The following is a 26015-nucleotide window of genomic DNA, read 5'->3' as shown; positions in this document are numbered from 1 at the left end:
GCGCACGGCGCCGCGGACCCGTGCGATGCCTAGGCGGAGAAGCCCAGTTCGCGGGCGATGAGCATGCGCTGGACCTCGCTGGTGCCCTCGCCGATCTCCAGGATCTTCGAGTCCCGCCACATACGGGCCACCGGGTACTCGTTCATGAACCCGTAGCCGCCGTGGATCTGCGTGGCGTCCCGGGCGTTGTCCACGGCCACCGTGGAGGAGTACAGCTTGGCGATCGCCGCCTCCTTCTTGAACGGCTCGCCGCGCACCAGCCGCGAGGCGGCGTCGCGCCAGCCGATGCGGGCCATGTGGGCGCGCATCTCCATGTCGGCCAGCTTGAACTGGATGGCCTGGTTGTCGCCGATCGCCTTGCCGAAGGCGTGGCGCTCCCTCGCGTACTTCACCGACTCGTCCACACAGCCCTGGGCCAGGCCCGTCGCGAGCGCGGAGATGGCGATCCGGCCCTCGTCGAGGATCCGCAGGAACTGCGCGTAGCCGCGGCCCTCTTCGCCGACCAGGTTGGCGAGCGGCACCCGTACGCCGTCGAAGGACAGCTCGCGGGTGTCCGAGGCGTTCCAGCCGACCTTGGAGTAGGGGGCGGCGACCGTGAAGCCGGGCGTGCCGGACGGGACGATGATCGAGGAGATCTCCGGGCGGCCGTCGGCCTTGCGGCCCGTCACGGCGGTGACGGTGACCAGGCCGGTGATGTCCGTGCCCGAGTTGGTGATGAAGCACTTGGAGCCGTTGATGACCCACTCGTCGCCCTCGCGGACGGCGGTGGTGCGGGTGCCCCCGGCGTCGCTGCCCGCGCCCGGCTCGGTCAGGCCGAAGGCGCCCAGGACCTCCCCGGAGCACATCTTCGGCAGCCACTCCCGCTTCTGCTCCTCGGTGCCGAACAGGTACAGCGGCATGGCGCCGAGGGAGACCCCGGCCTCCAGGGTGATGGCGACCGAGGAGTCGACGCGGGCCAGCTCCTCCAGGGCGATGCCGAGGGCGAGGTAGTCGCCGCCCATGCCGCCGTACTCCTCCGGGAAGGGCAGGCCGAACAGGCCCATGCGGCCCATCTCGCGGACGATCTCGTACGGGAACTCGTGCCGTTCGTACAGGTCGCCGATCTTCGGCGCGATCACGTCGTGCGCGAACGCCTCGACGGTACGGCGGAGTTCCTCGTGCTCGGGGGTGAGCCGGTGGTCGAGGGACATGTCTTCGTTACTCCTTGTGGGAGAGGGCGCGGACGGTACGGGAGGGGCTCGGTCGCCCCAGCTGTTCGGCCATCCACACGCTCGTGGCGGTGAGGGCGGCCAGATCGACCCCGGTCTCGATGCCGAGGCCGTCGAGCATCCACACCAGGTCCTCCGTGGCGAGGTTCCCGGTGGCGCTCTTCGCGTACGGGCAGCCGCCCAGGCCGCCGGCGGAGGCGTCGACCGTGGTCACGCCGTGCCGGAGCGCGGCGAGGGTGTTGGACAGGGCCTGGCCGTAGGTGTCGTGGAAGTGCACGCCGATGCGGTCGGTGGGCACGCCTTCCTCGTTGAGGGCGCCGAGCAGCGCCTCGACGTGGCCGGGGGTGGCGACACCGATGGTGTCGCCGAGGCTCAGCTCGTCGCAGCCGAGGTCCAGCAGGGCCTTGGCCACCCGGACCACCTGGTGGACCGGGACCGCCCCCTCCCAGGGGTCGCCGAAGCACATGGAGAGGTAGCCGCGGACGTGCGCCCCGCCCTCCTTGGCACGGGCCACGACCGGCTCGAACATGGTGAGGGACTCGGCGACCGTGCGGTTGAGGTTGCGCGAGGCGAAGGTCTCGGTGGCGGAGCCGAAGACGGCGATGCGGCTCGCCCCGAGGGCCAGGGCCCGGTCGAGGCCCCGCTCGTTGGGCACGAGCACGGGCAGGGCGGCCTCGACGTCGCCGAGCAGCGGGAAGAGCTGCTCGGCGTCGGCCAGTTGGGGCACCCACTTGGGGTGCACGAAGCTGGTGGCCTCGATGGTGGTCAGGCCGGCGGCGGCGAGGCGGTGGACGAACTCGGCCTTCACCTCCGTGGGTACGGCCGTCTTCTCGTTCTGCAGCCCGTCACGGGCGCCGACCTCGTGGATCCGCACCCGGGCCGGCAGGCCGGGCGACGGAACGGTCATGGGCAGGCCGCTCATGCGCCCTCCTCCTCGTCCGCGGTGACCACGGCCAGGACCTGGTCCATGGCCACGGTGGCGCCGGGGGTGACGTCGAGTTCGGTGACGGTCCCGGCGTGCGGGGCGGAGATGACGTGCTCCATCTTCATCGCCTCGACGACCAGGAGGCTCTGGCCGGCGGCCACCTTGTCCCCGACGGCCACCTTGACGACCGTGACCGTGCCGGGCATGGGGGCGGCGAGGGTGTCGGCCCCTGCGCTTGCCGCGCCGTGGGCCGTGACGGGGTCGTGGCGCTGGACGTGCCAGGAGTCGCCGTCGCGGCCGAGCCAGGTCCCCTCCGGGGAGGCGGCGTGGCTGAAGGTGTGCGTGATGCCGTCCAGCTCGATGGTGAGGTGGTCGGTGGTGCGGCTGACGATGCGGGCGCGGGCCGGTGCGCCGGGGCCCTGCCCCAGATCCCGCGCCTCGAACTCCGGCGAGGCCGGGTTCGCCTCGGTGGAGCCGCTCAGGAGGAGCTCCGTGGTCGAGCCGGACCCGGTGGCCGGGGCGGTCGCCTCCGCGCGGGTGCGGACCGCGATCGGGTCGTGGCCCGGGAGGCGGAAGTGGTGCACGGTCCAGGCGGGGGTACCGCCCAGGCGCCAGCCGCTGGGGACCCCGAAGGGGTCCACCCACGCGGCGGAGCCGCCGCCTCGGCTGCCCGGCACGGGCGCAGCCATGCCCGGCCCCGCCGGCGAGTGAGGCGAGGATCCGGGCAGCGGCCGGTTTCGGGAAGAAGCGGGGTGGGGGATGTCCAGCAGCGCAGCCGCCGCGTACACCTCCGGCGGGACGCCGTCCGGGAGGAGCCCGGAAAGGTCGCGCTCCACCAGGCCCGTGTCCAGGTCCCCGGACACCACGTCCGGGTGGGCCAGCAGTCTCCGCAGGAAACCGGCGTTGGTCTGGACGCCCAGGATCACGGTGTCCGCCAGAGCACCCCGCAGCAGGCGCAGCGCACTCGCCCGGTCCGGCCCGTACGCGATGACCTTCGACAGCATCGGGTCGTACGTCGATCCGACCGGCACCCCGGCCGTCAGGCCGGAGTCGGTACGGACCGCCCCGCCCGACGGCTCCGACAGCGCCAGCACCGTGCCCCCGGACGGCAGGAACCCCCGCGACGGATCCTCGGCGCAGACGCGCGCCTCGATCGCGTGGCCCGTCAGCCGGACCTCGTCCTGGGTGAAGGCCAGGGCCCGTCCGGAGGCGACCCGCAGCTGCTGCTCCACCAGGTCCAGGCCGGTGATCAGCTCCGTCACCGGGTGCTCGACCTGGAGACGGGTGTTCATCTCCATGAAGTAGTAGGAGGACGGGTCCCCGCCCGGAACGATGAACTCCACCGTGCCCGCGCCGACGTACCCGCACGAGCGGGCCGCCTCCACCGCCGCCGCGCCCATCGCCGTGCGGGTCTTGTCGTCCAGCAGGACCGACGGCGCCTCCTCGATCACCTTCTGGTGGCGCCGCTGGAGGGAGCACTCGCGCTCGCCCAGGTGGACGACGTTCCCGTGGGAGTCGGCGAGGACCTGGATCTCGATGTGCCGGGGGCGGTCGATCCACCGCTCGACCAGGAGCGTGTCGTCGCCGAAGGAGGACCGGGCCTCGCGGCGGGCCGCCGCGATCTCCTCGGCCAGCACGGCGGCGTCGCGCACCAGCCGCATGCCCTTGCCGCCGCCGCCCGCGGAGGGCTTCAGCAGCACCGGCATGCCGATCTCCTCGGCGGCGGCGACCAGTTCGGCGTCCGACAGGCCGCTCCCGGAGGAGCCGGGGACCACGGGCACGCCCGCCGCCTTCACCGTCTCCTTGGCCCGGATCTTGTCGCCCATCAGGGAGATCGCCGAAGGGGGCGGCCCGATGAAGGCCAGCCCGGCGTCGGCGCAGGCCTGCGCGAACGCCGCGTTCTCCGCGAGGAAGCCGTAGCCGGGGTGGACGGCCTCGGCGCCGGTGCGGCGGGCCGCGTCGAGCAGCCGCTTCACGGACAGGTAGCTCTCGGCGGCCGCCGCCGGGCCGATCCGGACGGCCGTGTCGGCCTCCCGTACATGCCGCGCGTCCGCGTCGGCGTCGCTGAAGACGGCCACGGACCGCATCCCGAGCTCTCGCAGCGTACGGATGACCCGGACCGCGATCTCGCCCCGGTTGGCGACCAGAACAGTGCTGAACATCGAAGAGGTCCTCACGTCACATACGGAAGATGCCGAAAGCGGAGTCGCCCAGCGGGGCGTTCGCGCACGCGGTCAGGGCCAGCCCGAGCACCTGCCGGGTCTCCAGCGGGTCGATGACCCCGTCGTCCCACAGCCGCGCCGTGGCGTAGTAGGCGTTGCCCTGCTCCTCGTACTGCGCGCGGACGGGCGCCTTGAAGGCCTCCTCGTCCTCGGCCGGCCACTCCTGCCCCGCGCCCTCGATCTGGTCGCGCTTGACCGTCGCCAGCACCGAGGCCGCCTGCTCCCCGCCCATCACGGAGATCTTTGCGTTGGGCCACATCCACAGGAAGCGCGGCGAGTACGCCCGGCCGCACATCGAGTAGTTGCCGGCGCCGTACGAGCCGCCGACCACCACCGTCAGCTTCGGCACTCGGGCGCAGGCCACCGCCGTCACCATCTTGGCGCCGTGCTTGGCGATGCCGCCCGCCTCGTAGTCGCGGCCGACCATGAAGCCCGAGATGTTCTGGAGGAACAGGAGCGGGATGCCGCGCTGGTCGCACAGCTCGATGAAGTGCGCGCCCTTCTGGGCGGATTCGGCGAACAGGATGCCGTTGTTGGCGATGATCCCGACCGGGTGGCCGTGGATCCGCGCGAAGCCGGTGACGAGCGTCTGGCCGAACTCCGACTTGAACTCCTGGAAGCGGGACCCGTCCACGATCCGCGCGATGATCTCGCGGGCGTCGTAGGGGGTGCGCGAGTCGACGGGGACCGCGCCGTACAGCCCGGACGGGTCCACCTTCGGCTCTTCCGGCGCCTCCACCGACCAGGGCAGGGCCCCGCGCTCGGGCAGGGTCGCCACGATGTTCCGTACGATCCGCAGCGCGTGCGCGTCGTCCTCCGCGAGGTGGTCGGTCACGCCGGAGATGCGGGAGTGGACCTCGCCGCCGCCGAGCTCCTCGGCCGTGACCACCTCGCCGGTGGCGGCCTTCACCAGCGGCGGGCCGCCGAGGAAGATCGTGCCCTGGTTGCGGACGATGACGGCCTCGTCGCTCATGGCGGGTACGTACGCGCCGCCCGCCGTGCAGGAGCCGAGGACGGCCGCGATCTGCGGGATGCCGGCGCCCGACATGCGGGCCTGGTTGTAGAAGATGCGGCCGAAGTGCTCCCGGTCGGGGAAGACCTCGTCCTGCATGGGCAGGAAGGCGCCGCCCGAGTCGACCAGGTAGAGGCAGGGGAGACGGTTCTCCAGCGCCACCTCCTGGGCGCGCAGGTGCTTCTTGACCGTCATCGGGTAGTACGTGCCGCCCTTGACGGTGGCGTCGTTCGCGACGATCACGCACTCGCGGCCGCTGACCCGGCCGATGCCCGCGACGACCCCCGCGGCGGGGGCCGCGCCCCCGTACATGCCCTCGGCGGCCAGCGGGGCCAGCTCCAGGAAGGGGGACCCGGGGTCCAGGAGGGTGTCCACGCGGTCGCGGGGGAGGAGCTTCCCGCGGGCGGTGTGGCGGGCGCGGGCCTTCTCCCCGCCGCCGAGCCGGGCCGCGTCGAGCCGGGCCCGCAGCCCCTCGGCGAGCTCGCGGTGGGCGGCCTCGTTGGTCCGCCAGGCCTCGGACGCCGGGTCCGCGGCGCTCGTCAGCACTGGTGCCTGCTGCATCGGTCGAGCTCCCTTGCTCGGTGCACGCTGTTAATGAGCGTTAACGCATGTACGGCCTAGGTTAACGAGCGCTAACGGCCCTGTCTAGAATGGTTTCCCATGAGCACCAGTGCGGCCGCCCCGACCCGTCGCGAGCAGATCCTCAGTGAGGCCGCCCGCCTCTTCGCCGCGCGTGGGTTCCACGGCGTGGGAGTAGACGAAATAGGGGCGGCGGTCGGCATCAGCGGCCCCGGCCTCTACCGGCATTTCGCCGGCAAGGACGCCATGCTGGCCGAGCTGCTGGTCGGCATCAGCGAACGGCTGCTGACCGGCGGCCGGCGCCGGGTGGAAGAAGCGGCGGGCGATCCCGCGCTGGTCCTGTCCTCCCTCATCGACGGGCACATCGACTTCGCCCTCGACGACCGGGCGCTGATCACCCTGCACGACCGGGAGCTCGACCGGCTGCGCGACACGGACCGCAAGCTCGTCCGGCAGCTGCAGCGCCAGTACGTCGAGCTGTGGGTCGACGTCGTACGGGAACTGCACCCGCAGGTGGGCGAGGCGGAGGTACGGGTCTCCGTGCACGCCGTCTTCGGCCTGCTGAACTCCACCCCGCACCTGGCCGCCCTGGGTCGGGAGGCGACGGAGTCGCTGCTCCGGCGGCTCGCGCACGGGGCGTTCGGGGCGCTGACCGTGTGAACCGGCGTGTCCGCCCGTCGGGATGGACGCGGCGGCTCCGCCCGGGCGGCGGCAGAATGGGCCGCATGCCGAAGCCGATAGAGACGACGCCCGTACCCAGCCGCGCAGAACTCGTCGACCACCTGGTCCGCACGCGCATCGCGGGACAGGTCGCCACGCCGCGCGAGAACAACCTCTCCCACTACCGCAAGCTCGCCAACGGCGACCGGCACTACTGGCTCGGGCTGGAGTTGGGCGACCGCTGGACGGACGAGCAGGACGTGCTCGCCGTGATGGCGGAGCGCTGCGGGGTCGTGGACGACCCGGCGTTCCGCTACGGCCAGGACACCATCGACCCGGAGCTGACGGTGGCCGGCCTGGACCGGATGGCGGCCCGGCTGCGGAAGGCCGCGCTGGACCGGCAGAGCGTGCTGCTCGCCACCGGGCACCCCGGCGGGCTCCTCGACGTCCACCGGGCCACGGCGGCGGCGCTGCGGGCGGCGGGCTGCGAGATCGTGGTGATCCCGGGCGGGCTGACGGCCGACGAGGGCTCGGTGTGGCAGTTCGCCGACGTCGCCGTCCTGGAGCGGGGCGCGACGCTGTGGCACACCCATTCCCCGGAGCCGATGGCCGCGATCCTGGACGGGCTGACGGCAGCGGACCGCCCGCAGCCGGACCTGGTCGTCGCCGACCACGGCTGGGCGGGCTGCGCGGCCCAGCGGGGCCTGGACGCGGTGGGGTACGCGGACTGCAACGACCCGGCGCTCTTCCTCGGCGAGGCCGAGGGCACCCTCCAGGTGGCGGTCCCGCTGGACGACCACGTCCGCGACCCGCGTTTCTACGACCCGCTGGTGGCGTACCTGCTGGACGCCGCGGGACTGCTCAACGCGTAGGGGCCGCTCAACGCGTGGGGGCCGCTCAACGCGTAGGGGCTGCTCAACGCGCGGGACTGCTCAACACGTAGGGGCCGCCCGCTCGTTGCGGGCCCCGGTGTTGTCAGTGGGGGGCGTTAGCGTCGCCGTCATGAGCGATGCCGATCCGCTGACCGCCCTGGAATCCGTCCCCGGCCTGCCCGCGGGCGGCCCGGTCACCCGGCCCGTCCGGCGCCGCCTGCTGCGGCGGGCCCGGCCGGAGCCCCTGCTGTGGATGTCCGACGGGCCCGTGGGCGCCGGTGCGCTGGCCTCGTACCGCGGCCACCCGGCCCTTGCCGCCGCGGGTTTCCAGGCGGTCCTGCTGGGGGAGCGGCGCGGCCTGGAGGAGTGGTGGCGGACCAGGGGGCTGGCTCCCGAGCGGATGTCCGACCCGGGCGACCACCACGCGGAGCCGGTCCTGCGCGCGTTCTGGAACGCCGTGGTGCCCGACCCGGAGGAGGGTGCGGAGGGCGAGGAGCTCATCGCCCCCTTCGGCCGTGACTGGCCGGGGCTCGCCGCGCCGGCTTCGTCGGTGCCCGCGGCTCCGTCGGCGTCCTCGGCTGCGTCGGCGTCCTCGGCTTCGTCGGTGCCCGCGGCTTCGTCGGCGTCCTCGGCCTCCGCCACGGCCCACGGCGGGGACCCGGAGGCCGCGGCCGGCGCCCTCGCCGACGAGCTGATCGGGACGGGGTTCCTGGCGGCCCCGCGGCTCGCGCTGGTCCGCGCGGACCGGGGAGCCGACGTACCCACGGCGATGGGCTGGCTCGGACCGACCAACCACGAGAACGACACCGCTCTCCTCAGCGCGGTCCTGCGCTCCTGGGAAGACCGCTTCGGCGCCCGCGTCGTCGCCCTCGGCTTCGACGAACTCCACCTGTCGGTGGCGGCCCCGCCCCGCACCCTGGCCCAGGCGCTGCCGGTGGCGGCGGAGCACTTCGCGTTCTGCCCCGACAACGTCTGGCAGGGCTCGGGCACCGTGCGCGCCTACGCCGAGGAGGCCGTGGCCAGCGCGACGCACTGGGCGTTCTGGTGGGATTAGGCGTTCAGGGCGAGCCCGACGCCGGACCGGGTTCACCTGGCCCCGGTCTGACGGCGTGTCCGGTCATGCGCGCGGAACGCGTACGACACCCTCCTGGATGACGGTCACGGCCAGGCGGCCGTCCTGGGTCCAGATGCGGGCCTGCCCCAGGCCCCGGCCGGCGGCTGCCGACGGCGACTCCTGGTCGTACAGCAGCCACTCGTCCGCCCGGAACGGCCGGTGGAACCACATCGCGTGGTCCAGCGAGGCACCGACCACGTCGCCCACCGCCCACCCGCCGCGCCCGTGCGCGAGCAGCACCGAGTCCAGCAGGGTCATGTCGGAGACGTACGTGGCCAGGCAGGTGTGCAGCAGCGGGTCGTCGCTCTCCAGCTTGCCGGCCGTGCGGAACCAGACCTGGCAGCGCGGCTCCACCGGCTCGCCGATGCTCCCCCAGGGCGGGGTCGTGGCGTAGCGGAGGTCCACCGCGCCGCGCGCCTCGATCAGCCGCTCCACCGTGCCCGGGTCGCGGAAGATCTCCCGGTACGCGGGCAGCGACTCGGCCGCGGTCGGCAGCGTCTCGGGGTCGGGCGCCGTGGGCATGGCGGCCTGGTGGTCGAGGCCCTCCTCGTGCGTTTGGAAGGACGCGGAGAGGTGGAAGATCGGCTGCCCGTGCTGGACGGCGACCACCCGGCGCGTGGTGAACGAGCGCCCGTCGCGGATCCGGTCCACCGAGTAGACGATGGGCGCGCCGGGGTCGCCGGCGCGCAGGAAGTACGAGTGCAGCGAGTGCGCGGTGCGGTCCGCGGGCACGGTGCGGCCGGCCGCGACCAGTGCCTGGGCCGCGACCTGACCGCCGAACACGCGCGGTACCAGTGCCGAACGGCTGGTACCGCGGAAGATGTTCTCCTCGATCTGCTCGAGGTCGAGCAGATCGAGGAGCGTCGTCAGTGCCTCGTTCATGGGGGAAGGCTAAGTGCCCGACTTCCCTACAGACCCATGGACTTGGCGATGATGGACTTCATGACCTCGCTGGTGCCGCCGTAGATGCGGTTCACGCGGTTGTCGGCGTACAGGCGGGCGATCGGGTACTCGTTCATGTAGCCGTAGCCGCCGTGCAGCTGGAGGCACTTGTCGATGACGCGGTGCGCCACCTCGGTGCAGAACAGCTTCGCGGAAGCGGCCTCGGCAGCGGTCAGCTCGCCGGCGTCCAGGGCCTCCAGCGCGCGGTCGGCGACGGCCTCGGCCGCGTCCACCTCGGCCTGGCAGGCGGCCAGCTCGAACTTGGTGTTCTGGAAGTGCGCGACGGGCTTGCCGAAGACGGTGCGCTCCTGCACGTACTGCTGGGCGAACCGGACGGCGGCCTTGGCCTGCGCGTACGCGCCGAAGGCGATGCCCCAGCGCTCGGAGGGCAGGTTCTGGCCGAGGTAGTAGAAGCCCTTGTTCTCCTCGCCCAGCAGGTCCTCGACCGGGACCTTCACGTCGACGAACGCCAGCTCGGCGGTGTCGGACGTGCGCAGGCCGAGCTTGTCCAGCTTGCGGCCGATGGAGTAGCCCTCGGACTTGGTGTCCACGGCGAACAGCGAGATGCCGAAGCGGCGGTCGTCCTCGCGCGGGGCGGAGGTGCGGGCGCAGACGATCACGCGGTCGGCGTGGACGCCACCGGTGATGAAGGTCTTGGCGCCGTTGAGGACGTAGTGGGTGCCGTCCTCGGAGAGCTTGGCGGTGGTCTTCATGCCCGCGACGTCGGAGCCGGTGCCCGGCTCGGTCATCGCCAGGGCCCACATCTCCTCGCCGGAGACGAACTTCGGGAGGTAACGCTTCTTCTGCTCATCGGTGGCGAGCATCTTGATGTACGGCAGGGCGAGCAGCACGTGCACGCCGGAGCCGCCGAAGTTGACGCCCGCGCGGGAGGTCTCCTCGTAGAGGACGGCCTCGAACTTGTGGGTGTCCAGGCCCGCGCCGCCGAACTCCTCGGGCACGTTGATGCCGAAGACGCCCAGCTCGCCGAGCTTGTAGTAGAAGTCGCGGGGCGCCTGGCCGGCGGCGAACCACTCGTCGTAGACGGGGACGACCTCGGCCTCGATGAAGGCGCGGATGGTCTCGCGGAACGCCTCGTGGTCCTCGTTGAAAACGGTACGGCGCACGGCCGGCCTCCTTCGGTCGCGGCAGTCCGCCGCTTATGTCTAAGCGCTTGCTCAATTAAGTTACCGGCGGGTTGTCCCTCCTGTCCAGAGTCGCGCCGGGGGCCTGTGCGCGGCAGGCGGGCCGAGGGGGCGGGTTCGCCCGGGCTAGTCCGACCGCAGGGCGAACCACAGCTCCATCCGCACGTCCGCGTCGTCCAGGTCCCGGTCGAGCAGGGCCGCGGCGCGGGCGATGCGCTGGCGGACGGTGTTGCGGTGGACGGACAGCGCGGCGGCCGTGCGGTCCCAGCTGCCGTGGTGGGCGAGCCAGGCCCGCAGGGTTTCGCGCAGGGCGGGCGACAGGGGGCCGAGCAGGGCCTCCGCGTGGGCGCGGGCCTCGGCCGGGTCCAGCAGGGCGCCCAGGCCGCCGTCGGTGTGGCGGGCCAGCGCGGTGCGGGCCGCCTCCGCCCGGCGCAGGGCCCGCCGGGCCTGCGCCTCGGCGGTGGGCAGGTGGGCGGGCCCGGCCGGTGCGCTCACCCCGAGGCGCCAGCCCGGCTGCGGTCCGGGCTCCCGGTCCGTGAGGAGCCGTACGCGGTCCCCGCGCGCGTCCAGCAGTACGGTCCCCAGCGCCGAGGCCAGGGCCCGCGGGTCCCCGGACCCGCTGGCGTGCACGACGTGCCAGGGCCCGGGGGCCAGCGCCGCCGCCGGGTCGCCGTCGAGGAGGAGCCGGGTGAGCGCGGCGGCCTCGTCCCCGGCGGGCCGGCCGGCGGTGAGCAGGGTCAGCAGGACGGCCGCGATGGCGGTGATGGCGTGATCGCCCGGGACGCGCCGCGGGGTGGCGGTGCCCAGGACGTGGCCGTTGCCCAGGCCGTAGGCCGCCAGCTGCCAGCCCGCCGCCGCATCGGTGGCCGTGGCCGGGCCGTCGGGCGCCCCGCTGCGCGCGATCAGCGAGCCCAGGGCCGCGGAGGCCTCCGCCGGCAGGGGGCGGCCCGCGGAGCGCCCGGCGGGGAGCAGGCTGACGTGGCCGCCCAGGCTCGCCGCCAGGCGCGACAGCACGGCGGGGACCGGATCGGGCCGGGCGGCCGCCGACGCGAGGGCCTGCTGGGCCTCGGTGACCCGGCGCAGTTCGCGCGTACGGGCCTGCGCCATCAGCCGCCAGACCGTACGGGCCACCGCGGTGAAGGGGGTCCCGGGCGGGACCTCCAGCAGCGGCAGCCCGTACCGTTCGCACGCCTCGGCCAGGCCCGGCGGCGCCGCCTCGTGCACCGGCGCCACGCCGAAGCCGAGCGCCGCCACCCCGGCCCCGGCCAGCCGCGCCACGTACGCCTCGGGGTCGGTCAGCGCCGACCCCGCCGTCAGCAGCAGCTCACCGCCCAGCAGGTACGGGGAGGGGTCCGCCATCTCGGAGGCGTGCACCGCGTGCACATCGGCCTCGGCCGGCCCCGCGAGGTGGCGCAGGGCCAGCTCCCGGTCGGGGAGCAGCGCGCCGAGGGGGACCGGCGGGGTGGGGGGTGCCTCCATGGATGCTCCGTATAGATCTGAGGTCCTCTATGGAGGAAACGTACACTTCGCCGCCCCGGGGCCCCGGCTTACGCTCGAAGGACCGCACTTGTAGGACCTCCAGAAGGGCACCCCCCATGAGCACGCAGCCGCGCGGCCCCGTCGACTCCTCCCGCATCCCGCGCTACGCGGGCCCGGCGACCTTCGCCCGGCTGCCGCGCCTCGACGAGGTCGGCTCCGCCGACGTCGCCGTCGTCGGCGTGCCCTTCGACTCCGGCGTCTCCTACCGCCCCGGCGCCCGTTTCGGCGGCAACGCGATCCGCGAGGCCTCGCGCCTGCTGCGCCCGTACAACCCGGCCCAGGACGCCTCCCCCTTCGCCCTCGCGCAGGTCGCGGACGCCGGCGACATCGCCGTGAACCCCTTCAACATCAACGAGGCCGTCGAGACGGTCGAGGCCGCGGCCGACGAGCTGCTCGGCGCCGGCTCCCGCCTGATGACCCTCGGTGGCGACCACACCATCGCCCTCCCGCTGCTGCGCTCCGTCGCCAAGAAGCACGGCCCGGTCGCGCTGCTCCACTTCGACGCGCACCTGGACACCTGGGACACCTACTTCGGCGCCGAGTACACCCACGGCACCCCGTTCCGCCGCGCCGTCGAGGAGGGCATCCTCGACACCGAGGCGCTCTCGCACGTCGGTACCCGCGGCCCGCTGTACGGCAAGCAGGACCTGGACGACGACGCGAAGATGGGCTTCGGCATCGTCACCTCCGCCGACGTCTACCGCCGCGGCGCCGACGAGGTCGCCGACCAGCTGCGCCAGCGCATCGGCGACCGCCCGCTCTACATCTCCATCGACATCGACGTGCTCGACCCGGCCCACGCGCCCGGCACCGGCACCCCGGAGGCGGGCGGCATGACCTCCCGCGAGCTCCTGGAGATCATCCGCGGACTGTCCTCCTGCAACCTCGTTTCCGCCGACGTGGTGGAGGTGGCTCCGGCGTACGATCACGCGGAGATCACCTCGGTCGCGGCCTCGCACACCGCGTACGAGCTCACCACGATCATGAGCCGTCAGATCGCGGCGGCGAAGGCGAAGTAGCGAGCGCAGAAGGGCACGCAAGCACGTGACGCACGACCACGACCTGGTTCTCCGTCCCACCGAGGCCCAGACGGCCGCCGCGCTGGCCCCGCCGCCGGGCCGCACGGGCGGGGACCTGGTCGTGGAGACGCTGCGCGGGCTGGGCGCCACCACCGTCTTCGGGCTGCCCGGCCAGCACGCGCTGGCCCTCTTCGACGCGGTCGGCCGCTCCGACCTGCACCTCGTCACGCTGCGCACGGAGAACAACGCGGGCTTCGCGGCGGACGCGTACGGCCGCATCACGGGCGAGGCCGTGCCGTTGCTGCTGTCGACGGGGCCCGGCGCTCTGATGGCCCTGCCGGCGCTCGCGGAGGCGGCGGCCGCCTCCGCCCCCGTCCTCGCGATCTCCTCCCAGGTGCCGGTGGCGGGCCTGGGCGGCGGCCGCCGGGGCCACCTGCACGAGCTGCGCGACCAGCAGGCGTCCTTCCGGGACGTGGTCAAGTCGGTCCACGTGGCCCGTACTCCCTCGCAGATCCCCTCGGTGGTCGCGCAGGCCTGGGAATCGGCCCTGACCGCACCCCACGGCCCGGTCTGGGTGGAGATCCCGGAGGACGTGCTGACAGCCGAGACGCTCATCCCGCAGGTCACGGGCATGGACGCGACCCCGCACGAGCTGGCCCCGCGCCCGGAGCTCACCGCCGTCGCCGCCCACTGGCTGTCCAAGGCCGCCCGTCCGGTGATCATCGCGGGCGGCGGCGTCATCCGCGCCGACGCGGCGGGCAAGCTCCGCCGGCTGGCGGAACGCCTGAACGCCCCCGTGGTGACCACCTTCGGCGGCAAGGGCGCCTTCCCGTGGACCCACCCGCTCTCCCTCCAGTCCTGGCTGGAGGACCGCCACATGACCGACTTCCTGGAGGACGCGGACGTCCTGCTCGTGGTGGGCTCGGGCCTGGGCGAGCTGTCCTCGAACTACCACACGTTCATCCCCACCGGCCGGATCATCCAGATCGAGGCGGACCTCGGGAAGCTGGAGTCCAACCGCCCCGCCCTGGGCATCCACGCGGACGCCCGCCTCGCCCTCCAGGCCCTGCTGGAGACGGTGTCCGAACGCGCGGACCCCTACGCTCCGGACCGGGTGAAGATGGTCCTGGACGCGATCGCGGACCGCCTGTCCACCCAGGACGTGGCCCTGGAACAACAGCTGTTGGCCTCGATCCGCGCAGCGCTCCCCGCCCGCTCGCCGTCCTTCTGGGACATGACGATCCTGTCCTACTGGGCCTGGTCGGCCTTCGACGCCAAGCACCCCAACACCATGCACTCGGCCCAGGGCGCGGGCGGCCTCGGCTACGCCTTCCCGGCGGCCCTCGGCGCGGCCGTCGCGGAGCCGGGCACCCCGGTCCTGGCGGTCTCCGGCGACGGCGGCGCGATGTACTCCCTCGCCGAGCTGGCCACGGCGCGCCAGCACGACCTGGACGTCACCTGGCTGATCGTGGACGACGGCGGCTACGGCATCCTGCGCGCGTACATGGCCGACTCCTTCGGCCGGGCCACCGGCACGGAGCTCACCCGCCCCGACTTCGCCGCCCTGGCGGCCTCTTTCGACATCCCGGCGACCACCACCACCCCGGACACCCTCACGGCGGACCTCAACAAGGCCCTCACCACCCCCGGCCCTTCGGTCGTGATCCTCCCCACCACCCTCAAGATGTTCGCCCCGACCCACACGTAAGGGGGAAGGCTGCGGCCCTCGGTGGCCTGATCGGCTGCGGCCCCCGGTCCCCTGACCGGATGCGGCCCACGGGCCCCGCACGGACTCCGGTGCGATTGTTGCGGTGGGATGAAATCCGCCGGTCGGGGCGTTGGCGCTTCCGGCAGGACAGGACGAACGGGGAGGCACCACGTGACGGCGGCTGGGGAAAAACAGGGCTGGGGCAAGCGGCTGGCGGCCTACACCTGGCGGTACAAGCTCAACGTGCTGCTCGCGCTCGGGTCCTCGCTGGCCGGTATGGCCGTCATGGCGCTCGTGCCGCTCGTCACCAGGGTGATCATCGACGACGTCATCGGGGACCACAGCAAGCCCATGGGGCCGTGGGCCGGGATGCTCATAGGCGCGGCCGTCCTCGTCTACCTGCTGACCTACATCCGCAGGTACTACGGCGGGCGGCTCGCCCTCGACGTCCAGCACGACCTGCGCACCGACATGTTCCACACCATCGCCCGCCTCGACGGGCGGCGGCAGGACGAGCTGTCCACCGGGCAGGTCGTCGGGCGGGCCACCAGTGACCTCCAGCTGATCCAGGGCCTGCTCTTCATGCTCCCGATGACCATCGGGAACTTCCTCCTGTTCGGCATATCCCTCGGGATCATGCTGGCGCTGTCGCCGCTGCTGACCCTCGTCGCGCTGCTGATGGCCCCCGCCCTCTGGTTCATCGCCAAGCGAAGCCGCAAGAAGCTCTTCCCCGCCACCTGGTACGCCCAGGGCCAGGCCGCCGCCGTCGCGAGCGTCGTCGACGGCGCCGTGACCGGCGTCCGCGTCGTCAAGGGCTTCGGCCAGGAGGAGCAGGAGACCACCAAGCTGCGCACCGCCGGACGGCGGCTGTTCGCCGGCCGGATGCGCACCATCCGGCTCAACTCGCGCTACACCCCCGCCCTCCAGGCCGTACCGGCCCTCGGCCAGGTCGCCATGCTGGCGCTCGGCGGCTGGATGGCCACCCGGGGCCAGGTCACCCTCGGCACCTTCGTCGCCTTCTCCACCTACCTCGCCCAGCTCGTCGGCCCGGTCCGCATGCTCGCCATGGTGCTCACCGTGGGCCAGCAGGCCCGGGCCGGCGTCGAGCGCGTCTTCGAGCTCATCGACACCGAACCCGTCATCCGGGAGGGCACGCACGAGCTGCCCGCCGACGTGCCCGCCACCATCGACTTCGACGGGGTCCGCTTCGGGTACGACCCCGAGCGGCCCGTCCTCGACGGGTTCTCGCTGTCGGTCGCCGAGGGGGAGACCGTCGCCGTCGTCGGGGCCTCCGGGAGCGGGAAGTCCACCGTCTCGCTGCTCCTGCCGCGGTTCTACGACGCCGACGGCGGATCCGTGCGCGTCGGCGGGCACGACGTGCGCGAGCTGACGTACGCGTCCCTGCGCGCCGCCATCGGACTGGTGCCGGAGGACTCGTTCCTGTTCTCCGACACCCTGCGCGCCAACATCGCCTACGGGCACCCCGACGCCACCGACGAGCAGATCGAGGCCGCCGCGCGCGCCGCCCAGGCCCACGGGTTCATCCAGGCCCTGCCCGCCGGGTACGACACCAAGGTCGGCGAACAGGGGCTCACCCTCTCCGGCGGCCAGCGCCAGCGCGTCGCGCTCGCCCGGGCCATCCTCACCGACCCCCGCCTGCTCCTCCTCGACGACGCCACCTCGGCGGTGGACGCCCGCGTCGAGCACGAGATCCACGAGGCGCTGCGCTCCGTCATGGCGGGCCGGACCACCCTGCTGATCGCCCACCGCCGCTCCACGCTCGCGCTGGCCGACCGGATCGCCGTACTCGACCGCGGCAGGCTCTCCGACATCGGCACCCACGAGGAGCTGGAGCGCCGCTCCGCCCTCTACCGCAGGCTCCTGACCGACCCCGACGCGCTCGGCGCCGGCTCGCCGCGGACCCGCGACGCCCTGCCGATGGCCGAGTTCGAACGCGACATCGAGCGGGACATCGAGCTCGAGGCCGAGATCGACGCCGAGCCCGTCAGCGCCAAGCGCCGCGTCTCGGGCGGGATCACCCCCGAGCTCTGGAGGCGCCAGGAGGAGTCCGACAACGCCGCCGCCTCCGCCGCCGTCCCCGGGATGCCGGCCACCCCCGAGCTGCTCGCGCAGGTCGCCGCCCTGCCGCCCGCCGACGACGAGCCCGACGTGGACGAGGGCCGCGCCGCGTCCGCCGAGGAGAGCTACGGCCTGCGCCGCCTGCTCCGCGGGTTCTGGGCGCCGCTCGCGATCAGCCTCGGCCTCGTCGCGGTCGACGCGGGCTCCGGACTGCTCCTGCCGATCCTGATCCGGCACGGCATCGACCAGGGCGTGGAGAAAGCCGCCCTCGGCGCGGTCTGGGCCGCCGCCGCACTCGCCCTGGCGGTGGTCGTGGGGCAGTGGGCCGCGCAGTTCGCGGAGACCCGGATGACGGGCCGCACCGGCGAGCGCGTGCTGTACGCGCTGCGCGTCAAGATCTTCGCCCAGCTCCAGCGCCTCGGCCTCGACTACTACGAGCGCGAGCTGACCGGCAAGATCATGACCCGGATGACCACCGACGTGGACGCCCTGTCCAGCTTCCTGCAGACCGGGCTCGTCACCGCCGTCGTCTCGGTCTTCACCTTCTTCGGCATCCTGATCGCCCTCCTCGTCCTCGACGTCGGGCTCGCCCTGATCGTGTTCGCCACACTGCCCGTGCTGGTGCTCGGCACGATCGTCTTCCGCCGCAAGTCGGTCGCCGCGTACGAGCTCGCCCGCGACCGGGTCAGCCTGGTCAACGCCGACCTCCAGGAGTCCGTCGCCGGACTGCGCATCGTGCAGGCCTTCCGCCGCGAGGGGTCCGGCGCCCGCCGCTTCGCGGAGCGCAGCGACTCCTACCGCGAGGCCCGGGTCCGCGGCCAGTGGCTGATATCCGTCTACTTCCCCTTCGTGCAGCTGCTGTCCTCGGGCGCCGCCGCCGCCGTGCTGATCGTCGGAGCCGGCCGGGTCGAGGCGGGCACGCTCACCACCGGCGCGCTGGTCGCGTACCTGCTCTACATCGACCTGTTCTTCGCCCCCGTCCAGCAGCTGTCCCAGGTCTTCGACGGCTACCAGCAGGCCACCGTCTCCCTCGGCCGCATCCAGGACCTGCTGCGCGAGCCGACCACCACCCCGCGCGCGCAAGAGCCCCGCGCGCTGACCGAACTGCGCGGCGAGATCGCCTTCGAGGACGTCCACTTCGCCTACGGCACCGCCGAGGAGCGCGGCGAGAAGGGCGAGGCACTGGCCGGCATCAGCCTGCGCATACCCGCCGGGCAGACCGTCGCCTTCGTCGGCGAGACCGGAGCCGGCAAGTCCACGCTGGTCAAGATGGTGGCCCGGTTCTACGACCCGACCTCCGGCCGGATCACCGCAGACGGCGCCGATCTGCGGGAGCTCGACCTGACGGCGTACCGCCACCGGCTCGGGGTCGTCCCCCAGGAGCCCTACCTCTTCCCCGGGACCGTCCGCGACGCCATCGCCTACGGGCGGCCCGACGCACAGGACGCCGAGGTGGAGGCCGCCGCCCGCGCGGTCGGCGCCCACGAGATGATCGCCACGCTCGACGGCGGGTACCTGCACGCGGTGGCCGAGCGCGGACGCAACCTCTCCGCCGGGCAGCGCCAGCTGATCGCACTGGCCCGGGCCGAACTGGTCGACCCGGACGTGCTGCTGCTCGACGAGGCCACCGCCGCCCTGGACCTGGCCACCGAGGCCCAGGTCAACCAGGCCACCGACCGGCTCGCCGGCAAGCGCACCACGCTGGTGGTGGCCCACCGGCTGACCACCGCGGCCCGCGCCGACCGGGTCGTGGTCATGGACCGCGGCCGGGTCGTCGAGGACGGGCCGCACGCCGAACTCCTGGCGCGCGGCGGCCGGTACGCCGAGCTGTGGCGCACTTTCATCGGCGAGGACGAGCGCGCCGCCGCCTGACGGCCGAGCGTTCCGGCGGCTGACGGACGGGCGCGCCGGCGCAGGCGGCCGAGCACTCCGGCGCCCGGCGCACGGGCGCGCCGGCGCCGGCCGCCGAGCGGGTCAGAGCTCGCCGAAGAACAGGTTGCCGGGGGCGTCCGCATCGGTGCCGGTGTAGTAGTCCCGCACGGCGTCGAGGAGTTCGTCCACCGTGAGGGTGCCGTCCCCGTTGGCGTCGATCCGCTGGAACAGCGCCTCGGCGTCGGCGGGGCTCAGCTCCGTGTCGAAGGCCTCCTGGGCCCGGTGGAACTCCTGCGGGCTGATCCGCCCGTCGCCGTCGGTGTCGACGACCGTGAGGATCGCCTGCATCATCGGCCGGAACGAGCGGTCGTAGGCGGGACCGCCCTGCCCGTACAGCCGGGTCATGCCCACCTTGTACTCCTCGGGCGTGACCTTGCCGTCCCGGTCGAGGTCCAGCTCGGTGAAGAGGTCCTGCCAGAAGTCGGCGATCCCCTTCATCACCGCGTCGGCCTTGGGCGAGTCGTCGGGCTCGCCCAGGGCCGTCAGCAGCCGGGAGCCGAGCGCGATGATGTCCGTCGCGTCGATCGCACCGCTCCCGTCCGCGTCGAGGCGGTTGAAGGAGCGCTCCAGCTTGCGGTCGAGCAGGTCGTTCGTCACGTGGGTGCCTTTCACGGCTACGGAGGGCGGGAGTGGGTGACACAGCGTAATCTCCCGTCCGGTCGTGAACTCCCGTTCTCCCGCCCGGGGGTTGAGGATGCACCCTTACGGGCGACGGGGGACGCGCCACAACCTTCCCGGGGTTCCGTGTGTCGTACGTACGTGCGCATCACGTGCGTACGAGCGATCGGGGGACCGGGTGTTGCAGGGGTCGAGGGGGTGGCGGGGGCGCGGCCGGTGGGCCGTGCCCCTCGGGGTGTTCACGGCCGCGCTGTGGCTCTGCGTCGGCGGGCTGTTCGCGGCCCCGCCCGCGCAGGCGGCGCAGGAGGAGCCGGGAGAGCAGCGCGAGCGGGCGGCCGCCGGCGGCTGCGCCGGCCGGCTGGCCGGGACGCTTCCGCTCGCGGCGGGCGAAGTGCGCGTCTACAAGAGCCGCACCCGGGCGTGTGCGGTCACCGTGGCCCGGGTCCCCGGCGAGCGGCGGGAGATGGCCGTGAGCATCCAGGGCCGCGGCGGTGCGCCGATCCGCGACATCGGGCGATTCACCCGTTACGCCGGTCCCGTCACCGTGGGCGCCATCGGCCGCTGCGTGTATGTAAAGGGGAGCGTGGGGGCCGGGCCGGCCGAATCCGGCTGGATCCTTTGTTGAGGGACCGGCCCAACTAGGTCTGTTCAGCGGCGTCTTCACCCCGCTAGGTTCACCGCGACCGAAGTGAACTCAAGGGGAGGGTGAATGCGCAAGACGCTCGGATGGCTGCTGTCGCTCGTGGTGCTGATCGGCACCATGGGCGCGGCCGGCTCCACGGCACAAGCGGCCACCGCCGCGGGGCCCGCGGCCGCCACGGACATCAAGGACCAGATCCTCGGCATTCCCGGCATGAGCCTGATAGAGGAGAAGCCGTACCCCGGCTACCGCTTCTTCGTACTGAACTACGAGCAGCCGGTCGACCACCGGAAGCCGTGGAAGGGCACCTTCAAGCAGCGCCTGACCCTGCTGCACAAGGACGTCTCGCGCCCGACGGTGTTCTTCACCTCGGGCTACAACGTCAACACCAACCCGCGCCGCAGTGAGCCGACGACCATCGTCGACGGCAACCAGGTGTCCATGGAGTATCGGTTCTTCACGCCCTCCCGGCCCGACCCGGCCAACTGGGCGAACCTGGACATCTGGCAGGCCGCCAGCGACCAGCACCGCATCTTCGGCGCCCTGAAGAAGATCTACACCAAGAACTGGCTGGCCACGGGCGGCAGCAAGGGCGGCATGACGGCGACGTACTACGAGCGCTTCTACCCGCGCGACATGGACGGTGTCGTCGCCTACGTCGCGCCCAACGACGTCGTCAACGGCGAGGACTCGGCCTACGACCGGTTCTTCAGCAAGGTCGGCACCAAGGAGTGCCGCGACAAGCTGAACGCGGTGCAGCGCGAGGCGCTCGTGCGCCGCGAGCCGCTGGAGGCCAAGTACGCGGCCGCCGCCGCCGAGAACGGCTGGACCTTCACCACCGTCGGCTCCCTCGACAAGGCCTACGAGGCCGTCGTCCTCGACTACGTGTGGGCCTTCTGGCAGTACAGCCTGCTCGCCGACTGCGCCTCCATCCCGGCCGCCGCCACCGCGAGCGACCAGGAGATCTGGGACACCGTCGACGCGATCTCGGGCTTCTCCGCCTACGCCGACCAGGGCCTGACCACGTACACGCCGTACTACTACCAGGCGGGCACGCAGCTCGGCTCGCCCGACATCAAGCAGCCCCACCTGGGCAACCTGAGCCGCTACGGCTACCAGCCGCCGCGCAACTTCGTGCCCCGCGACATCCCCATGACCTTCCAGCCGGGAGCCATGAAGGACATCGACACCTGGGTGCGCGACCACGCGAACCAGATGCTGTTCGTGTACGGGCAGAACGACCCGTGGGGCGCCGAGCCGTTCCGTATCGGCTACGGGGCGCGCGACAGCCACGTGATGATCGCACCGGGCGCCAACCACGGGGCCAACGTCGCCAAGCTGCTCGACGGCGAGAAGGCCCTCGCGACCGCGAAGATCCTCCAGTGGGCCGGGGTGGCCCCGGCCGCCGCGATCGCCGACGAGGCGAAGGCGGCCCCGCTGGCCGCGCCCGACGCGCAGCTCGACCAGCGCGACCTGGAGCGCGAGCCGCAGCTGCGGCCGTAGTTCCGCTTGCCATCCGGACCGCGGGCCGCGGGGCGGGCGCCGGGACGCACCTGCGTCTAGTACGTCACCCCGTGGCCCAGCGGGTACCGGCCGGGAACCGGGACCGGCAGGCGGCCGGCCGGCCTCACCGCACCGGTGAGCACCCGGGCGGCCGCCCGCATCTCCACGTCCGTCCAGGAGTACGTCGCCACCTCCGCCGCACAGGCCGGCAGCCGGGCCGCGTCGTACGGATTGCGGATCGCCAGCGCGACGACCGGCACCCCGGTCGCCAGCAGCCCGGCCACCAGGGCGCGCTGCGGATCGTCCCCCTCGGCCACGTTGTACGTGCACACCAGCACCGCCGCGTGGCCGGGCGCCGCGGCCGCCGCGCGGGCCGGGGGCAGGGCCGTGGCCCGGCAGCCCAGCGCGGTCAGCTCCCGGGCCAGGACGGCCGTCGGGGGACCCGTGGTGCCGCTGGGGGAGGCCGGGTCCGCTCCGGTGACCAGCAGCCGCGGGGCAGCCGCCGCGTCCAGGGGGAGCAGCCCGGCGGGATTGGCCAGGACGGTCGTCGTACGGGCCGCGATCGCGTCGGCCGCCGCGCGGTGCTCCGGGGTGCCCACGGTGGCGTCCACCTCCCCGGCCCCGGGATGTCCTTCGAACAGGCCCCGGCGCGCCTTGAGTTCCAGGATCCGCAGCACCGACGCGTCGATCCGCTCCCGCGTCAGCTCGCCGCTCTCCACGGCCGCCAGCACGCTGCGGTACGCGAGCCCCAAGTCCGGCGGGTTGAGCAGCTGGTCACAGCCCGCCAGCAGGGCCAGGACCGGTACCCGGTCGTCCCCGTACTTCTGGCGCACCCCGGCCATGTCGAGTGCGTCGGTGACCACCACCCCCCGGAAGCCCAGGCGTTCGCGCAGGATGCCGGTCACGATCGGCCGGGACAGGGTCGCCGGATCCCCGGAGGGGTCCAGGGCGGGGAAGACGATGTGCGCCGTCATGATCGCGTCCACGCCCGCCTCCACCGCGGCCCGGAACGGCGGCTCGTCCAGCTCCTCCCACTGGGCCCGGCTGTGCCGCATCACCGGCAGCCCGACATGGCTGTCGGTGGCGGTGTCCCCGTGGCCCGGGAAGTGCTTCGCGGTGGCCGCGACCCCGGCCTGCTGGTAACCGCGCACCTGGGCGGCGACGAGCCGCGCCACCGCACCGGGGTCGGCGCCGAAGGACCGTACGCCGATCACCGGATTGGCCGGATCCACGTTGACGTCCGCCACCGGCGCGTAGTCCTGCCGGATGCCCATGGCCGCCAGCTCGGCGCCCGCGATGCGCGCGGCGAGGCGCGCGTCGGCGGTGGAGCCGGTGGCGCGGTGCTGCGCGCCGAGCGCCATCGCCCCGGGGAGCAGGGTCGCCGGCTTGCCGATGCGGGCGACGGCGCCGTGCTCCTGGTCGGTGGAGAGCAGCAGCGGGATCCCGGAGCCGGAGGCGAGGGCCGCCTGCTGCAGGCCGGCCGAGAGCGATGCGATCTGGTGCGGGGTACGGGTGTTGTGGGCCCAGGCGAAGTAGATGATCCCGCCGAGGTGGTAGCGGGCGACCAGCTCGGCCGCCGTGCGCACGCCGAACAGCTCGAGGTTCTTGGCCGCGTCCGCCGCGTCGGGCTCGGTCGCCGCGTGCCCGTAGGCGCGGGAGACGAAGAGCTGCCCCACCTTCTCCTCGAGGTCCATCCGGTCCAGCAGGCGGCGCACGGACCGCACCGGGGCACGGCCGGGGGCCCGCCCGTCGTCGGGGGTGCGGTGGCCGCCCGCGGAGGCGGCGACGGCCCCGGCGCCCGCGACGGCGGCCATGGCGGCCGCGGCGAGCAGGTTCCGGCGGGAGGCGTGGTTCGGCACCCGCCGGACCCTACTGCGGGGGCGGGCCCGCGGGGTGACGGACACTCGGGGGTTCCCCCGGATGAGCCGCCGACGGCGCCCAGTGCTCCTGCAGGGTCCGTACGGCCTCGGTGATCGCCGGGCGGCGCGCCGCCCCCGTCCGCCACAGCGCGTACAGCCGGCGCACCGGGCCGGGCTCCAGCGGGACGGCCACCGCGCCCGGCGGCAGAGCACCGGTGCCCAGCCGGGGGACCACGGCCACCCCGAGCCCCGCCGCGACCAGGGCGACGATGGTGTGGTTCTCCTCCGCCACGTGCGCGATGTCGGGCTCGAGGCCGGCCGTGCGCAGGGTCCGCACCAGCCAGTCGTGGCAGACCCGTCCCGGCGGCTGGCACACCCAGCGCTGCCCGCCGAGGTCAGCCCGCCGGATGACCTCCCGCCTGGTGAAGGGGTGCCCGGCCGGTACCACCAGCTCGCACAGGTCGTCCCCGATCACCGCCTGTTCGACCCCCTCGGGGGCCGGCAGCGGGGCGATGTCCCAGTCGTGGGCCACCGCCAGATCGGTGACGCCCCGGGCCACCAGGTCCACCGACAGGTGCGGGTCCACCTCCGTGAGGCGCACGTCGAGCGCCGGATGGCGGCGGGCCAGCTCGGCGAGCACCCCCGGCAGCAGCCCGCGCGCCGCCGAGGCGAACGCGGCCACCGTCAGCAGCCCGCTGGGCTGACCGCGCCGCTCCTCCAGCGTGGTCTCGGCGCGCTCCACGATCGCCAGCAACTCCTGGGCGGTGTCGGCCAGATGGCGGGCCTCCTCGGTCAGCGCGACCCCCCGCCCGCGCCGTTCGAGCAGGGTGGTGCGGGTCTCCCGCTCCAGCTTGGAGATCTGCTGGGAGACCGCGGAGGGGGTGTAGCCGAGGGCGGCGGCGGCGCCCGCGACCGACCCGTGGACGGAGACGGCGTGCAGGGCGCGCAACCGGGCGAGATCGAGCATCCCCCCATCGTGGCACCGGCGGTCAGGCGTAAGCAACGCTTCATCCATCCCGGAAGACATCCGCGCTGGTGCTACACGATCATAGCGCCGATGCTCGGAGCATGCGTCCCGTACACACCGCACTCGCCGTGCTCGTCGCCGCCGTCTGGGGCTTCAACTTCGTCGTCATCGAGATCGGTCTCGACCACGTCCCGCCGCTGCTGCTCTCCGCCCTGCGCTTCCTCGTCGCCGCCCTGCCCGCGGTGTTCTTCGTCGGGCCCCCCAAGGTCGCCTGGAAGTGGATCCTGGGGGTCGGCCTGGCCCTCGGCATCGCCAAGTTCGGCCTGCTCTTCACCGGCATGGCCGCCGGGATGCCGGCCGGGCTGTCCTCGCTCGTGCTCCAGGCCCAGGCCGTCTTCACCGCCGTCCTCGCCGCGGTCGTCCTGCGCGAACGGCCCGGCCCGCTGCGGCTGGCCGGGATGGTGGTGGCGCTCGCCGGGATCGCGGTGGCCGCCGTGGACGGCGGGACGTCCGGGCCGGTGCTCGGCTTCACCCTGGTCGTCGCGGCCGCCGCCTGCTGGGGCGTGTCCAACGTACTGACCCGCAAGGCGTCCCCGCCCGACGCGCTGAACTTCATGGTGTGGGTGTGCACGGTGCCGGTGCTGCCGCTGTTCGCGCTCTCGCTGCTGCTGGAGGGCCCCGAGCGGGACCTGGCCGCGCTGCGCGCCCTGGACTGGTCCGGGGCGGCCGTGATCGGTTACGTGGCCTGGGTGTCCACCGTCTTCGGTTTCGGCGCCTGGGGCTACCTGCTGCGCCGCTACCCGGCGTCCTCGGTGGCGCCCTTCTCCCTGCTGGTCCCGGTGTTCGGGATGTCCTCCGCGGCCCTGGTCCTCGGGGAGTCCGTGTCGGGGCTGCGCTGGCTGGCGGCCGTACTCCTGGTCGGCGGCGTGGCCCTGACCTCGCTGGCCCCCTCACGGGGCGCGCTCACCGCGGCCGGGACTCCTGGAGCGGCAGCCGCCATTCCTGTCCCGTCAGGCTCACTCCGAACGAGCGGTGCGGGCGCTCCGCGATCAGGGTGAACCCGGCACGCAGGTAGAGCCCGTGGGCACCGGTCAGTACGTCGTTCGTCCACAGCACCAGCTCGCGGTAGCCGACCGAGCGGGCGAAGTCGACGACGGCGCGGACCAGCCGGGTGCCGATGCCGCGGCCGCGGCCCCCGGGGTCGACCAGGAGCAGCCGCAGCCGTGCCGTGCCGGGCGCGCCGTCCTCCCGTACGCACATCACCGAGCCGACGGGACGGCCGTCGAGCTCGGCGATCCACGCCCGCTCCAGGTAGGGGTCGTGGTCCTCGGCGAAGTCCGCGACGATACGGGCGACCTGGCCCTCGAAATCGCAGTTCCAGCCGTATTCGGCGGCGTACAGCGCGCCGTGGCGCTGCACGATCCACCCCAGGTCCCCCGGCTCCGGGTCCCGCAGCTGCACGCTTTCGGCCATGC

Annotated in this window: 19 protein-coding genes and 1 pseudogene; 9 read left to right on the top strand and 11 right to left on the bottom strand. The window is 73.5% G+C overall.

Annotated features, from left to right (window positions below; genetic code table 11):
• Positions 1–29: 29 nt before the first annotated feature.
• The 4 genes from AB0D44_RS10200 to AB0D44_RS10185 are packed head-to-tail and all read right to left on the bottom strand — an operon-like array spanning position 30 to position 5928.
• Positions 30–1190: an acyl-CoA dehydrogenase family protein gene (locus AB0D44_RS10200; protein WP_362587306.1), complete on the bottom strand. Its 1161-nt coding sequence runs from the start codon at positions 1188–1190 to the stop codon at positions 30–32.
• A 7-nt stretch (positions 1191–1197) separates the two neighbouring features.
• Positions 1198–2130 carry a hydroxymethylglutaryl-CoA lyase gene (locus AB0D44_RS10195; protein ID WP_362587303.1) on the bottom strand — a complete coding sequence of 311 codons (933 nt, stop codon included), beginning with the start codon at positions 2128–2130 and terminating at the stop codon, positions 1198–1200.
• Positions 2127–4295, bottom strand: coding sequence for a biotin carboxylase N-terminal domain-containing protein (locus tag AB0D44_RS10190; RefSeq protein ID WP_362587300.1), 2169 nt, complete (start codon positions 4293–4295; stop codon positions 2127–2129). Before AB0D44_RS10190 ends, AB0D44_RS10195 begins: the two co-directional genes overlap by 4 nt.
• Before the next feature lie 16 nt (positions 4296–4311).
• Positions 4312–5928, bottom strand: coding sequence for a carboxyl transferase domain-containing protein (locus tag AB0D44_RS10185; protein ID WP_362587297.1), 1617 nt, complete (start codon positions 5926–5928; stop codon positions 4312–4314).
• A 99-nt stretch (positions 5929–6027) separates the two neighbouring features.
• Here AB0D44_RS10185 and AB0D44_RS10180 point away from each other — a divergent pair, with 99 nt between their 5' ends.
• From AB0D44_RS10180 to AB0D44_RS10170, 3 genes are all read left to right on the top strand, one after another.
• Complete coding sequence (locus tag AB0D44_RS10180) at positions 6028–6606, top strand: TetR/AcrR family transcriptional regulator (protein ID WP_362587294.1); 579 nt, start codon at positions 6028–6030, stop codon at positions 6604–6606.
• Positions 6607–6662: 56 nt separating this feature from the next.
• Entirely contained in the window at positions 6663–7478 is an 816-nt protein-coding gene (locus tag AB0D44_RS10175; protein ID WP_362587291.1) for a phosphatase, read from the top strand.
• A 130-nt stretch (positions 7479–7608) separates the two neighbouring features.
• A complete protein-coding gene (locus tag AB0D44_RS10170; RefSeq protein ID WP_362587288.1) occupies positions 7609–8532 on the top strand; it encodes a DUF4253 domain-containing protein in 924 nt (307 codons plus the stop codon).
• Between the two features lie 63 nt (positions 8533–8595).
• On the opposite strand, the gene AB0D44_RS10165 is transcribed toward AB0D44_RS10170, so the two are convergent.
• The 3 genes from AB0D44_RS10165 to AB0D44_RS10155 all read right to left on the bottom strand — a co-directional run bounded on the left by AB0D44_RS10165 (position 8596) and on the right by AB0D44_RS10155 (position 12155).
• A complete protein-coding gene (locus AB0D44_RS10165) occupies positions 8596–9474 on the bottom strand; it encodes an acyl-CoA thioesterase II (RefSeq protein WP_362587285.1) in 879 nt (292 codons plus the stop codon).
• Positions 9475–9500: 26 nt separating this feature from the next.
• Complete coding sequence (locus AB0D44_RS10160; RefSeq protein ID WP_362587282.1) at positions 9501–10658, bottom strand: acyl-CoA dehydrogenase family protein; 1158 nt, start codon at positions 10656–10658, stop codon at positions 9501–9503.
• Positions 10659–10802: 144 nt separating this feature from the next.
• Positions 10803–12155, bottom strand: coding sequence for a PucR family transcriptional regulator (locus tag AB0D44_RS10155; protein ID WP_362587279.1), 1353 nt, complete (start codon positions 12153–12155; stop codon positions 10803–10805).
• Positions 12156–12271: 116 nt separating this feature from the next.
• Here AB0D44_RS10155 and speB point away from each other — a divergent pair, with 116 nt between their 5' ends.
• From speB to AB0D44_RS10140, 3 genes are all read left to right on the top strand, one after another.
• Positions 12272–13234 carry an agmatinase gene (gene speB, locus AB0D44_RS10150; protein WP_362587276.1) on the top strand — a complete coding sequence of 321 codons (963 nt, stop codon included), beginning with the start codon at positions 12272–12274 and terminating at the stop codon, positions 13232–13234.
• Positions 13235–13259: 25 nt separating this feature from the next.
• The gene (locus tag AB0D44_RS10145) at positions 13260–14942 is read left to right on the top strand and encodes a thiamine pyrophosphate-binding protein (RefSeq protein ID WP_362587273.1); all 1683 of its coding nucleotides are present in this window, start codon (positions 13260–13262) and stop codon (positions 14940–14942) included.
• A gap of 171 nt (positions 14943–15113) precedes the next feature.
• A complete protein-coding gene (locus tag AB0D44_RS10140) occupies positions 15114–18893 on the top strand; it encodes an ABC transporter ATP-binding protein (protein ID WP_362587270.1) in 3780 nt (1259 codons plus the stop codon).
• Positions 18894–18995: 102 nt separating this feature from the next.
• Here AB0D44_RS10140 and AB0D44_RS10135 read toward each other — a convergent pair whose 3' ends face one another.
• Entirely contained in the window at positions 18996–19550 is a 555-nt protein-coding gene (locus AB0D44_RS10135; protein ID WP_362587268.1) for an EF-hand domain-containing protein, read from the bottom strand.
• 244 nt (positions 19551–19794) lie between these two features.
• Here AB0D44_RS10135 and AB0D44_RS10130 point away from each other — a divergent pair, with 244 nt between their 5' ends.
• On the top strand, positions 19795–20196 hold the full coding sequence (locus AB0D44_RS10130; protein WP_362587265.1) for a hypothetical protein: 402 nt from the start codon (positions 19795–19797) through the stop codon (positions 20194–20196).
• 84 nt (positions 20197–20280) lie between these two features.
• Positions 20281–21714, top strand: coding sequence for an aminopeptidase (locus tag AB0D44_RS10125; protein WP_362587262.1), 1434 nt, complete (start codon positions 20281–20283; stop codon positions 21712–21714).
• A 56-nt stretch (positions 21715–21770) separates the two neighbouring features.
• Here the strand turns inward: AB0D44_RS10125 and AB0D44_RS10120 are convergent, their stop codons facing one another.
• Complete coding sequence (locus AB0D44_RS10120; RefSeq protein WP_362587259.1) at positions 21771–23573, bottom strand: glycoside hydrolase family 3 N-terminal domain-containing protein; 1803 nt, start codon at positions 23571–23573, stop codon at positions 21771–21773.
• Positions 23574–23583: 10 nt separating this feature from the next.
• Positions 23584–24540, bottom strand: coding sequence for a LysR substrate-binding domain-containing protein (locus AB0D44_RS10115; protein WP_362587256.1), 957 nt, complete (start codon positions 24538–24540; stop codon positions 23584–23586).
• Between the two features lie 101 nt (positions 24541–24641).
• On the opposite strand from AB0D44_RS10115, the gene AB0D44_RS10110 reads away from it, so the two are divergent.
• Positions 24642–25598, top strand: coding sequence for an EamA family transporter (locus AB0D44_RS10110; protein WP_362587253.1), 957 nt, complete (start codon positions 24642–24644; stop codon positions 25596–25598).
• Here AB0D44_RS10110 and AB0D44_RS10105 read toward each other — a convergent pair.
• A pseudogene (locus AB0D44_RS10105) lies at positions 25504–26007 on the bottom strand (GNAT family N-acetyltransferase); the annotation flags it as partial. The gene AB0D44_RS10110 and the pseudogene AB0D44_RS10105 overlap by 95 nt on opposite strands.
• Between the last annotated feature and the right edge of the window lie 8 nt (positions 26008–26015).

This window comes from Streptomyces sp. NPDC048349 (genome assembly GCF_040651925.1).
Taxonomy (GTDB): domain Bacteria; phylum Actinomycetota; class Actinomycetes; order Streptomycetales; family Streptomycetaceae; genus Streptomyces.
This window is presented reverse-complemented; position numbering and strand designations above follow the sequence as displayed.